An 11,188-nucleotide genomic window follows, 5' to 3' on the forward strand; every position below is an offset into this window, starting at 1 on the left:
TCCTTTCTGGGATGGCGCACCCGGGCAATTCCCGTATCGGGAAACCGCCGCCATTCGCCCGAACGATCACTGCCCGAAATGGCGGCAGGGAATTTTCACCGAGTCCCCGCGGTCGTATGGGTGACCGGCAGCCCTGCCGCTTCCCATGCCTCAAGGCCGCCCGCCACGCTGTAGACGGAGGACCGGCCCGCACGGATCGCCTGGGCGCCGCCCTGTACGCTGCGTGCGCCCGTGCGGCATACGAAGGCCAGTGGGCCGTCAGGCAAATCCGACAGCGTGGCCGGCAGCGTGCTGAGCGCCGCATGGACGGCGCCGGCCGGGTGGCGTACTGCCCATTCATCGTCTTCGCGGACATCGACCAGCGTGAGTTTCCCGTCCACGACGCGGCGACGCGCCTCGGCAGGAGACAGGTCGGCGGGCGTGTGACCTTCGCCGGAGCCCAGGCTCTGCTCCGTGGCGGGCAGGACCGTTCGGATCGCCTCATAGTTCGAGGCATGGACGACGGCTATCTGCTGTCCCATCATCGGGCAGACGTTCATCGCCTCTTCCCAGTGAGCGGTGGACTCCCATTCCGCCACGTTGACGAGAAAGAATTTGCTCCCCGGAACGATCGTGCGGAACATGTACGTCCGAATGAAACCGGGCTGGGCCGCCATCACGTCCGCGGCGTCCTGCCAGGCATCGAGATAAGAGCTTGCCTTCTCCTCGTCGATCTCAATCGGAATGATCACGACATGACGATTTTCCATCTGCCGCCTCCTCTGTTCTGTAAGGCAATTGCGAGTTCAGACGTACCGCTCGGGCCGGAGGGGTTCCCGGCAAATAAGGGAACACGACCGAGTCCGAGAGGTACCGGCTCTGGTTTCTGAGCCAGCACTTTCTGGATGCAGCCTGCACGCACGCCTCCGTAAGCGACAAATTCTTTGCTGAACCGGCAAGTCGGTCGTGTTCTGTTCAGAAGCGCGTCACTGCTGGTCAAACTGTGTACCTGTACTCATTGATCGGGCCGCTAAGGACACGGGTCCGCAGCAGCCCTCGCGGGGTTTTCAGGTCGCTGTCCGGTCGGATACACGGTCACGCCGCCGATGTGGCAGCGGCGTGTGCCGTGCCCGAGGAAGACCAACGCGTAGGACCGGGACTGTTACTCCGGCAGAGATCCAGAACGCGACCAGGGCCCGGTCACGGTTGGAGGGCAGCGACGCGAACAGTTGGTTGAACCACTCGTCGGGGATCGAGCACGGGATCCGCCGCGGAGGACTGGGCCGGTAGCGGCCCACCCGCTCGGGCCGCCAACCGTCCATCGGGTTGTGGTGTGCATGCGCCCGCCGGAGTAGCGTGACAGGTCCAACGGGATCGGGTTGAGCAACGGGCCGGTGCCCGCATCGCGGTGGACGTCGTAGAACCGTCTCGCTGTGAGCGATGGTGGTCGGGGCGTAGGTCGCGGCGACCTCGTGGGCAAGAGCCTCATCGGCGCGCTCACGTGCCCGCCGGTGCTGTCCGGCTTCCCGCCAGGCGTAGAAGGAGGAACGGACCACGCCCAGGACACGGCACAGCAGGGTCACCGGGTAGAAGGCCTTCTCCGCGGCGATGAACTGGTAGACGTGCTCATTCGACCTCGTCCGGATCTCTCCGTCTCGATCAACGCGCACCTTCACGCCGAGGGCGGGGATCCCCGCCCGGCCGAGCCGTTCCGCCCGCTCGCGGGGAGCCAGGGAATCCGATGCCGGACACCGCCGGTTGATCGTGATCAACAGAGCGGTCCGCGACACCACCTTCGCCGAGGAAGCCTCCAAGGTCCGCACCGGTCACGGGCCGGACGACATGGCCACCCTCCGCAGCCTCGCAATCAACCCGCTGCGAACAGCGGGCCACACGAACATAGCGGCCGGCCTCCGCGAGATGTCCTACGACTGCTTCCGCCAGCCGCTCGACCTCCTCGGCCTCGCCTGAACCGCACCCAGATCAACGGACTTCGCAACAGCCCTGGGGCGGGAGGGGGCCGGGCGCCGCGATGTGCGGCAGTCCCAATGCCTGCTCCGCCGACGCGCGGGCCTACGCCTTGCGCCCGACGCCTCCGATGGCGATGACCTCTCCGGGGGCGGCGCCCGCGCCCGGCTCGGGCCGGCACTCGGCCAGTGGTACGACACCGGGCTTCAGCAGCTCCAGGCCCTCGAAGAAACCGGCCAGCCGCTCCGGACTGCGTACGTAGTAGGGGACCGCACCGCTGTCGTTGTAACGGCGAGTGGCCTCGGCGTTGGCCTTGTTGGTGTCCACACTGTCGTTGAACGCCAGATAGCTGCCGGGCGGCAGCGCCCGCAGTATCGTGCCCACGATCGTACGGGCCTCGTCGTAGTCGGATATGTGCCCCGAGACCTGCATCAGGGTCAGGGCGACCGGCCTGCTGAAGTCCAGGGTCTTGGCCGCTTCACGCAGGATGGTGTCGGGGTCGTGCAAATCGGCGTCGATGTAGTCGGTGGCGCCCTCCGGGGTGGACAGGATCGCCAACAGCCCGGCATGCCTGCGGGGTCGCCTTCTGTGGGATCGCCAGTTGTGACGTCGACCCACGTACGGGCTCGTGCTTCACTCGTCACAGCCCTCTCCACAAGGGGGCCGTGACTGTCCGTGGTCGATTTCGCCTTCATGACCAGACCGGAAGGGCAGGCGATCCGCCTGCCGTTCCGGTCCGGTCTGGCCCCGTCGGCTCGATCAACGGCAGTACCCGCTCGCAGATCCGACGCTGCACCGGCACCGGATCCCACGTGGACTGGTTCACGAACCGCGTTCCGCTCGTTGCCGTCCAGCAACCGTGACGCCATGGCCTGGATGGACTTACCGAGGCCGTCCAGCATCAGTCCTCGCAGGCAGCAGTCGCCCTCGGCCCGCTGGTCCGTCCGCGGCACCGAGGCGCTCTGTTCCGTAGTCGGCGGTGACCTCGAGTATCGGGATGTAGCCATGCTGTGTCCGGCGTGCGGGACTCCTACGGCGTAGTTCGGCCGATTCCCCTCGCCGGTGCGACGGTCGACATGCGGGCAAGCGGCATCGCAGTTCCACGGTCCGTGCGATCCATCGCTCTTGGCTTTTCCGGGGCTCCCCCGCCCCCCGCGGACGCCTGCCATAGTGGGCCCATGACCGACGCGTACGAGTGGATGATGCGGGCCAACCAGTCGAACTGGGACGCCCGGACCCCCGTCCACCTCGCCAGCAGGTTCTACGGGATCGACGGGGAGCCCGACCCGTTCCGCTGGTTCGCCTCGTGGGAGTGGGACGACCTCGGCGAGGTGGCCGGACGCGACGTGCTCCATCTGCAGTGCCACCTCGGCACGGAGACGATCGCCTTCGCGCAGCGCGGGGCGCGGACCGTCGGCCTCGACTTCTCCGCGGCATCTGTGACGGCGGCGACCGGCATCGCGGCGCGTGTGGGCCTCGACGTGACGTATGTACAGGCCAATGTGTACGACGCCGTGGAGGCCCTCGGCGGGCGGCGGTTCGACGTCGTCTACACGGGCAAGGGTGCCCTGTGCTACCTCCCGGACCTGGACCGCTGGGCTGGTGTCGTCGCCGAACTGCTGCGTCCCGGCGGCCGCTTGTACGTCGCGGAGTTCCACCCGCTCCTCAACTCGCTGGGCCCCAAGCCCGCCCCTGGGGAGGGACCCGAACTCCTGCTGAGGCATGACTACTTGGGGCTCGGCGGCCCCGTGCACCGCGACGCGACACATACCTACACCGACGGCCCGGCCGTCGAGGGCGCCACCGACAGCTACGAGTGGATGCACGGGCTGGGCGAGGTCGTCAATGCCGTGATCGGGGCGGGTCTGGACATCCGACGGCTGCGCGAGAGTCCTGAACTGCCCTGGCCGCGCTGGCCCCAGATGGTTCGTGGCTCATCCGGCTGGTGGCGGCTGCCGGAGCCGGGGATCCCTTTGCTGTACGGACTTTTGGCATCCCGCTGAGCGAACGGCCACGGTGGTGGCCTATACGGTGGCGAGGCTGCCGCGAGTCCGAGCCGGGCGGAGACCGGGGCGAACCACGGGATTTGCCACATCCAGCCGGCCGTGCGGGCGTGGTGGGCGGCGTTCCTCTGCTCATGTCGCTGTGCCGCGTGTGTCGGCCGGCGTGCGGTGCGCTGTGAGGGCCTGACCTCTGCCGTCGGGGCGGAGTGTGCGGGACACCGTATGTGACGGGGATCACGGCGGAGAGAAAACCTGGCGTCCGTGCTCGGCGTCTTGCGGGTGTGAGATCAGTCAGGAAAACATCGGGCGAACCGGACGAGGAGCACCTCGTCCGGCTGGTGGCCAGAGGCGACCGTGCCGCGTTCGAGGAGCTGTACCGGCGTACGTCGCCATGGATGGCGGTGCGGCTGCGCCGCCGCTGTGCGGACGAGCAGATCGTCGCCGAGGTCATGCAGGAGACGTATCTGGCGGTGTGGCGCGCGGCGGGTGCGTTCACCGGGGCCGCGGCTGGGGGAACCGCCGTCGGCTGGCTGTGGAGGATCGCGGCGCGTCGGCTCGTCGACGCGTTCCGGCGCCGGGCCCACCACGCGGAGCCGCCGCGTGCGGCTGTCCCGCAGTCCATGGCGCCTGCCGCCGAGGAGGAGGCGCTCGCGGCGACCGTCGATGGTGAGGTCGGGGACGCGCTGCGGCGCCTCGCGCCGGAGCTCAGACAGGTACTACAGGCCATGGTGCTCGACGGGCTGTCCGTCCGGGAGACCTCTGTCTTGCTGGGATTGCCCGAGGGCACGGTCAAGACCCGTGCCCGCCGGGCCCGGATCGAGATGCGGAAGGCACTGGCATGAGTGTGGAACACGCGTCGATTCCGATCATCGAAGCTTACGCGCGCGGCGACACGGACCTCGCCGCCGACGAAGTGTGGGCCCTGGAGGCCCATCTGGAGGCGTGCCGGGTGTGCCGTGACCGGCTGTCGGCCTCCGTCACGGCGCAGGCGCCCGCCGTCGCGGCGCTGGTCGGCACGGTGTGGTCCGAGCTCGAACCCCAGCTCGCCGGCACCGCCCAAGTACCGCGTCGACGGCGCTGGCCGGCGCGGCTGTCGAGGTGGATGACGCCCGTGATGGTGTCGTGGCTGGCCATGGTCGTGGGTGTGACGCTGCTCGCGTTGCTGCTCGACCTGGCCGACACCGGCTCCGGCGAGGTGTCGCTGGTGCTGCTGCTCTCCCCGGTCCTGCCCGTGCTCGGCGTCGCGGCGTCGTGGTCGCGCGGTCTGGACCCGGCGTACGAGCTGACGGCCTCCGCGCCGAGGGCGGGACTGTACCTGGTGCTGCGGCGTACCGCGTCCGTGCTCGCCGTGGTCGTCCCCGCGTTGCTGCTGGGCGGATGGGTGACGGGGGTGATGGCCGCGCAATGGCTGCTGCCATGTCTGGCCTTCACCTCGACGACCCTGGCGCTCGGCGGTGTCGTCGGTGTGACCCGCGCCGCAGCCTGGCTGGTGGCCGGGTGGGCCGTTGTGGTCGTGGCACCGACCCTGGCCGCCGGCCGTACGACCTTCGCCCTGGCGAGGGACGGTCTGCCCGTGTGGGGGCTGGTCCTCGCGCTCGGCATCGGTGTCGTGATCGCCCGCAGGGGCGCGTACTCCGTGCTGGGAGCCCATCGTTGACCATGAGAAAGGGACACCACATGATGCCCGCGGTGAGCGCGGCCGACATCGCACCGACGCCTTACGCCTGGGAGATCCGGGCCACCGGGCTGAAGGTCAGGGTCGGCAGAAACCACATCGCCGTCGACGGTCTCGACCTGTCGCTGGGCACCGGCGTACACGGCCTCCTCGGCCCGAACGGGGCGGGCAAGAGCACCCTCATCCGGGCTCTGGCCACCGTACTGCGCCCCGCCGAGGGCACCCTGGAACTGCTCGGCGAGTCCGCGGGCGGCAGGGGTGAGCACCGTGCGCTGCGCCGGCGGATCGGCTACCTGCCGCAGGAGTTCGGCTACTACAAGCGCTTCACGGTCCGCGAGTTCGTCGAGTACATGGCGTGGCTGAAGGAGGTGCCCAAGGCGGACATCCCCGCGGCGGTGCAGCACGCCGTGGAGCGGGTGGGCCTGGCCGACCGTGCCGACCAGCGGATGAAGACCCTGTCCGGCGGCATGGTGCGGCGGGTGGGCATCGCCCAGGCCATCGTCAATGACCCGTCGATCCTGCTGCTGGACGAGCCCACGGCCGGCCTGGACCCGGCGCAACGGCTGCGCTTTCGCGAGCTGCTACAGGAACTGGGCAAGGACACCTGTGTGGTCGTCTCGACCCACCTCGTGGAGGACGTGGCCGCTGCCTGCACCGACGTGGTGCTCTTCGCCGAGGGCCGACTGGTCTTCCAGGGCACCCCGGACGACCTGGCCGCGGCGGGCGGCCCCGAGCACGTGGGCGACAGCCCGCTGGAGCGCGGCTACTCGGCACTGCTGCTGGGTCCCGGCCAGGGAAGGGGCGCCTGGTGAATACGCGTGTCCTGCGAACCGAGCTGAAGCGCTCCGTCGCCCCCTGGGCAGGCACCGTGGTCCTGACGAGCGCGCTGGCGTTCCTGTACCTGGTGGACGCCGGATGGTGGAGGGGCACTACGGCGTGGACCGCCCAGTGGACGTCCCTGGCCCTGTGGACCCGCGGCCTGCTGTACTACCTGTGGCCGCTGGCCGTGGGGCTCGGCGCGCTACAGGGCCTGCGTGACCACCGCTCGAAGATGTCCGAGCTGCTGACGACCACGTCGCGTCCCGCCTGGCACCGCGCCGCCACGCTGGCGGGCACGATGGCGATCACCCTGGCCTCGGCCTTCGCGCTGCTCGTCCTCGTGGGCGCGGTCCAGGTGCTCGCCAACACCGAGTACACCCACCTTCGATGGCTGCCGATCTCGCTGGTGGGGGCACTCTCACTCGTCGCGGGAGCCGTGCTGGGCATGGGGGCCGGGCGCGCCCTGCCGTCCGTGCTCACCCCGCCGCTGCTGGCCATGGGCGCCTTCGCGTTCACGGCCCTCATGCAGATGTCGCTGGGCCGGACGGAGACGGACACGGTGACAGGGATCCCGATCACGGAGCCGAACCGGGTCTCGCTGTTGTCACCCGCGGTGGAAGAGGTGCGTGACGCGCTGGTCACGCTCTCCGCCTCCGTGCACGTCGGGCAGACGATCTGGCTGCTCGGCCTGGCCGCGACAGGCTTCGGGCTGCTGGTCGCCGCGACCCCGCGCACCCGGCTGCTCGCCCTGACGCCCGTCCTGGCGGGCGCGGTCGTCGCCCTGCTCGTCCTCCCCTCCGACCCGCGCCGGATGTATGTCCTCGACAAGGCCGCCGCGGAGCTGGTGTGCGATGGCCCGGTATGCGTGACCAGGACCCACCAGGCACAACTCACCGGCCTCGCGCGTCACGGCAAAAAGGCGCTGCGCCTGCTGCACAGCGCTCTGGGGAGCCAGGCGCCGGTCTCGGTCCGGGAGAACACCGCCGTACAGCCGGAAGGTTCCATGCCGCGGTGGTCCCGCGAGACCGTGCTCTTCGACTTCGACGACGACATCATCGCCACCGCGAAGGGCGAGGAGCTGACCTGGGCCCTGATCGCCAAAGGCATGGTGCCGGGGTGCTTGCCCGTCGGCTGGGCCGGCACGGGGGGAGAGGACATCGCGCGGAGGGTCGCGGTGGATTGGATCCTCGGGTTGCCCGGCCAGGAGTCACTGAACGTGCGGCGCGAGGTCGACACCCAGGCCCGCGCGGCGTGGAAGGACCTCAAAGCGCTGCCACGGGCCGGGCAGCTCTCGCGGATCAACGCGATGCGCGCCGCCGCGCTCTCCTGCAAGGGAGACGCACTCGACACGCTGACTGGTGGTGCGCACCGATGAGATGGCTGACGCTGTACGCACGCTCGCGTCAGGTACCCGCGTCACTCGCCGCGGTGGTGATCACCACGGTGACGGTGTGGGCACTCGCCCAGGACGGCAGCGGGGGGCCGGGGGATCTGCGGCTGCCCGCGCTCGTCCTCGCCATGGGGGCGATGGCGGTCTCGACCGGGCTCAGCGGGCAGGACCTCGCACTGGACCGGACGGCCGCGATCCGCTGGGCACCCCGCAGGGCGGTGCACGTGCTGCTCGCCGGCTCGGTCGTCGACGTGGTGCTGCTGGCGGTGCAGGGGGCGGGGAAGGATCTGGCCACGGCCGCGTTCGTCGTGCGGGACAACGCGGGCCTGATCGGGCTCGCCGCCGCCGGGGCGGCGGTGTGCGGGGGACAGTACGCGTGGACGCTGCCGTTCGCCTGGCTCTCGTTCTCGTTCGTCGCCCCGCCCCCGACGAGCGTGCCGACGCAGGTGGCGTCCTGGATGCTGCTGCCCCCCGGCGCGGCGGCGGGCACCTGGACAGCCCTGGTCCTCACGATCGCCGGCACCACGGCCTACGCCGTCGCGGGACCGAGGCGGTAGTCGGTCCGGGCTACCGGACCGGGGCACGGCCATCGTGTGCGCTGCGGACCCGCCGCGGCGCACACGGGGCGACGGCCGGCTGCGGCGGTAGGACTCCGTTAGGAACGATCACTTCAACCTGCGGGATGGGTGGCGACGCGCCAGGACCGGGGGCGGGGGATGCACTGCCGGTCGAGGAAGCCCTGGAGAGCGATCGGGTGCCTGGGCCGCCGGGCGGGGACGCGCACCGCCTCGAGCGGCAGCCCGGCGGATGTGTCGGAGCGCAGGAGGCTGGTGGGTGCTGTGCGGCATCGTGCCGGGTCGTGGCGGCACGTCTGCTCCATCAGTTCGCCTGCCGGCTCTTCCGATGGCTCGCGCCTCGACTACTCCCTGATCCTCGACCGAGCGGCCGCCCTCGCCGGTGTCCGCTACGACGCGGACGCCGAGGCGGACGTGCGGCTGCGGACGGCACGGGACTCCGGTCACATGATGGCCGGGGTCCTGTGCGTGTGCGGATGTCTGCTCAGCCGCAGCAGTCGCAGCCGGGGCGGCAGCCGCACACGTCTGTCCCGGTGCCGGCGGAAGGGACCTCCACGGCGGCGGGTGTCGCACAGCAGCCCTTGCCCAGCCAGGCGTCGCGGCCTTCCTTGACGGCGATGGCGGCGATGACGAGGGCGGCGATGGGGTCGGCCCAGGACCAGCCGAGGGTGGCGTTGAGGACCAGGCCGGCCAGGAGGACGGCGGAGAGGTAGGTGCACAGCAGGGTCTGTTTGGAGTCGGCGACCGCGCTGACGGAGCCGAGTTCGCGTCCGGCCTTGCGCTGGGCGGCGGACAAGAACGGCATGATGGCCAGCGACAGGGCGGCGATGACGATGCCGGGGATCGAGCGGTCGGCCTCGGCGGCGCCGACCAGGGCGCGGACCGCGTCGAAGGCGACGTACGCGGCGAGCGCGAAGAACGACACCGCGATGATCCGCAGGGTGGTCTTCTCCCGCGCTTCGCGGACCGCGTGGTCGCGGGCGGAGAACTGCCAGCCGACCGCGGCGGCGGAGGAGACCTCGATGACGGAGTCCAGGCCGAAGCCGATCAGCGCGGTGGAGGAGGCGATCGTCCCAGCGGTGATCGCGACGATCGCCTCGATCACGTTGTAGCTGATGGTGGCCGCGACCAGCAGCCGTATCCGCTTGGCGAGGGCGTCACGGCGGGCCGGGGCCGGACTTGTACCGAAGGGGATCTCGGCGGTCACCTCAGCAGCAGCCCTTCTCGTCCGCCTCGACACAGGTCTTGTCGGCCTCGACCGCCACCACGGCGACGCGCAGGTCGTCCAGCGCGTGGCCAAGGCGATCGTCTGCGAGTTCGTAGCGGGTGCGGCGGCCGACCGGCACCGCGACGACCAGGCCGCAGTCGCGCAGGCACGCCAGATGGTTCGACAGCCGGGTTCGGGAGATCTCCAGGGTGTCGGCGAGGTCGGCGGGATGGGCCGGGGCCTGGCGCAGGGCGAGGAGGATCCGGCAGCGGATCGGGTCAGCGAGGGCACGGCCGAACCGCGCCAGCACCTCGATGTCAGCAGCGAGAGTCAGCACATCAGCGACAGTACACCGAAGCCTGAATTCACAAAACCTTGCATCCACGGGCCTGGCCGGCGTCCGGAAATCAGCGGACGGCCCCGCTCTCCTGCGTGACCGGAGACCACCCTGGCGCTTTGCCGTTTCTTTACAACTCGGTTCGCCGCAAAACCGTCTCTCCCTCTGGAATCCAGGGCATCGCAAGCGCCCTGTTCGTGATCTCCCGTGCCCGGTCATCCGGGCACACCCGCCGTCAACTCCCTTCGGAGAGAGCCCCACTCATGCACTCGATCAACACTTCAGGTCACCACTTAGCCGGTCGTCGCACGACCCGGCCCCGCATGTCCTGCGGCCTGCGCCGCGCGACCGCCGTCCTCGGCCTGTGTGTCGCCCTCGTGGCCGGCGCCTCCACCGCCATGGCCGAACCCCGCACCGGCCTCACCTCGCCCGTCGTCACCGCGGACCAGGTCATGCCGCATCTGGACGCACTTCAGCGGATCGCGGACCGCAACGGCGGCAACCGCGCCCACGGCACCCAGGGCTACCGCGATTCGGTCGCCTATGTGCAAGCCGCGCTGGACAAGGCCGGTTTCCGCACCACCCTGCACAGCTTCACGCGCGACGGCGCCACCGGCTACAACCTCATCGCGGACTGGCCCGGCGGCGACCCCGAGCACGTCCTGTTCGCCGGGGCGCACCTCGACAGCGTGGAGACCGGCCCCGGCATCAACGACAACGGCTCCGGCTCCGCAGCCCTGCTCGCCACCGCCCTGGAGGTGTCCAAGGCCAGTCTCAAGCCCAACCGCCATCTGCGTTTCGCCTGGTGGGGCGCCGAGGAAGGCGGACTGTCAGGATCCCGTGCCTATGTGCGGGACCTGCCCGCCGCCGAGCGCGACCGGATCGACGTCTACCTGAACGTCGACATGGCCGGTACCAAGGGCAACAACCGGCCGTGGCTCGTCGTCCACGACGACCCCGCGGCGGCCGAGGCGTTCGAGGGGTACTTCGCCGCCCGGAACCTGCCTACGTTCGAGATCGGCATCGGCGGCAGCGACCATGTGTCGTTCGGCGAAGCAGGTATCCCGGTCGGCGGCTTCGCCACGGGGATCGACGACTGCATCCACGAGGCGTGTGACCGCGTCGAGAACGTGGCCCCGGTGACCGAGACCACCAGCACCAACGCGTTCATCAGCACGGTCTGGCAGCTCGCCGCGCGCCGCTGACCCGGTCCCGGCCTCTCGACACCCCCGAAC

The 11,188-nt window shown here is 70.2% G+C and carries 12 protein-coding genes and 1 pseudogene; 8 read left to right on the forward strand and 5 right to left on the reverse strand.

Annotated features, from left to right (window positions below; genetic code table 11):
* Nucleotides 1–95: 95 nt before the first annotated feature.
* Entirely contained in the window at nt 96–749 is a 654-nt protein-coding gene (locus tag ACK1X7_RS00360; RefSeq protein ID WP_385154469.1) for a rhodanese-like domain-containing protein, read from the reverse strand.
* Between the two features lie 994 nt (nt 750–1,743).
* Here ACK1X7_RS00360 and ACK1X7_RS00365 point away from each other — a divergent pair.
* The gene (locus ACK1X7_RS00365; RefSeq protein ID WP_385154466.1) at nt 1,744–1,950 is read left to right on the forward strand and encodes a hypothetical protein; all 207 of its coding nucleotides are present in this window, start codon (nt 1,744–1,746) and stop codon (nt 1,948–1,950) included.
* 102 nt (nt 1,951–2,052) lie between these two features.
* Here ACK1X7_RS00365 and ACK1X7_RS00370 read toward each other — a convergent pair whose 3' ends face one another.
* Together ACK1X7_RS00370 and ACK1X7_RS00375 are read right to left on the reverse strand one after the other, a co-directional pair.
* Nucleotides 2,053–2,505, reverse strand: coding sequence for an SAM-dependent methyltransferase (locus ACK1X7_RS00370; protein ID WP_385154463.1), 453 nt, complete (start codon nt 2,503–2,505; stop codon nt 2,053–2,055).
* Nucleotides 2,506–2,698: 193 nt separating this feature from the next.
* Nucleotides 2,699–2,954 (reverse strand): annotated as a pseudogene (locus tag ACK1X7_RS00375) (transposase); the annotation flags it as partial.
* A 171-nt stretch (nt 2,955–3,125) separates the two neighbouring features.
* Between ACK1X7_RS00375 and ACK1X7_RS00380 the strand changes: the two are divergent.
* The 6 genes from ACK1X7_RS00380 (at nt 3,126) to ACK1X7_RS00405 (ending at nt 8,391) form a co-directional block, all read left to right on the forward strand.
* Nucleotides 3,126–3,950, forward strand: coding sequence for a class I SAM-dependent methyltransferase (locus ACK1X7_RS00380; protein ID WP_385154460.1), 825 nt, complete (start codon nt 3,126–3,128; stop codon nt 3,948–3,950).
* Nucleotides 3,951–4,231: 281 nt separating this feature from the next.
* Nucleotides 4,232–4,792 (forward strand): RNA polymerase sigma factor, encoded by a 561-nt coding sequence (locus tag ACK1X7_RS00385; RefSeq protein ID WP_385154457.1) that lies wholly within the window; start codon nt 4,232–4,234, stop codon nt 4,790–4,792.
* Entirely contained in the window at nt 4,789–5,607 is an 819-nt protein-coding gene (locus tag ACK1X7_RS00390; RefSeq protein ID WP_413114477.1) for a zf-HC2 domain-containing protein, read from the forward strand. Before ACK1X7_RS00385 ends, ACK1X7_RS00390 begins: the two co-directional genes overlap by 4 nt.
* Nucleotides 5,608–5,630: 23 nt before the next feature.
* A complete protein-coding gene (locus ACK1X7_RS00395; protein WP_390795392.1) occupies nt 5,631–6,437 on the forward strand; it encodes an ABC transporter ATP-binding protein in 807 nt (268 codons plus the stop codon).
* Entirely contained in the window at nt 6,434–7,819 is a 1,386-nt protein-coding gene (locus ACK1X7_RS00400; protein WP_413114478.1) for a hypothetical protein, read from the forward strand. The genes ACK1X7_RS00395 and ACK1X7_RS00400 overlap by 4 nt, the downstream gene beginning before the upstream one ends.
* A complete protein-coding gene (locus ACK1X7_RS00405; RefSeq protein WP_413114479.1) occupies nt 7,816–8,391 on the forward strand; it encodes a hypothetical protein in 576 nt (191 codons plus the stop codon). The genes ACK1X7_RS00400 and ACK1X7_RS00405 overlap by 4 nt, the downstream gene beginning before the upstream one ends.
* Nucleotides 8,392–8,893: 502 nt before the next feature.
* Here the strand turns inward: ACK1X7_RS00405 and ACK1X7_RS00410 are convergent.
* Nucleotides 8,894–9,616: a cation transporter gene (locus tag ACK1X7_RS00410; RefSeq protein WP_390795366.1), complete on the reverse strand. Its 723-nt coding sequence runs from the start codon at nt 9,614–9,616 to the stop codon at nt 8,894–8,896.
* A 1-nt stretch (nt 9,617) separates the two neighbouring features.
* Nucleotides 9,618–9,953, reverse strand: coding sequence for an ArsR/SmtB family transcription factor (locus ACK1X7_RS00415; RefSeq protein ID WP_385154443.1), 336 nt, complete (start codon nt 9,951–9,953; stop codon nt 9,618–9,620).
* 323 nt (nt 9,954–10,276) lie between these two features.
* Between ACK1X7_RS00415 and ACK1X7_RS00420 the strand changes: the two genes are divergently transcribed.
* On the forward strand, nt 10,277–11,158 hold the full coding sequence (locus ACK1X7_RS00420; protein ID WP_413114480.1) for a M20/M25/M40 family metallo-hydrolase: 882 nt from the start codon (nt 10,277–10,279) through the stop codon (nt 11,156–11,158).
* The last annotated feature ends 30 nt before the right edge of the window (nt 11,159–11,188 follow it).

The organism is Streptomyces sp. CY-1 (assembly GCF_047218265.1).
Taxonomy (GTDB): domain Bacteria; phylum Actinomycetota; class Actinomycetes; order Streptomycetales; family Streptomycetaceae; genus Streptomyces; species Streptomyces niphimycinicus.

What these genes read in the sequence shown, in the direction of transcription:
- ACK1X7_RS00380 (WP_385154460.1), top strand. Translation starts at nt 3,126, where the DNA reads ATGACCGACGCGTACGAGTGGATGATGCGGGCCAACCAGTCGAACTGG.
- ACK1X7_RS00390 (WP_413114477.1), top strand. Translation starts at nt 4,789, where the DNA reads ATGAGTGTGGAACACGCGTCGATTCCGATCATCGAAGCTTACGCGCGC.
- ACK1X7_RS00420 (WP_413114480.1), top strand. Translation starts at nt 10,277, where the DNA reads ATGTCCTGCGGCCTGCGCCGCGCGACCGCCGTCCTCGGCCTGTGTGTC.
- ACK1X7_RS00405 (WP_413114479.1), top strand. Translation starts at nt 7,816, where the DNA reads ATGAGATGGCTGACGCTGTACGCACGCTCGCGTCAGGTACCCGCGTCA.
- ACK1X7_RS00360 (WP_385154469.1), bottom strand. Translation starts at nt 749, where the DNA reads ATGGAAAATCGTCATGTCGTGATCATTCCGATTGAGATCGACGAGGAG.
- ACK1X7_RS00395 (WP_390795392.1), top strand. Translation starts at nt 5,631, where the DNA reads ATGCCCGCGGTGAGCGCGGCCGACATCGCACCGACGCCTTACGCCTGG.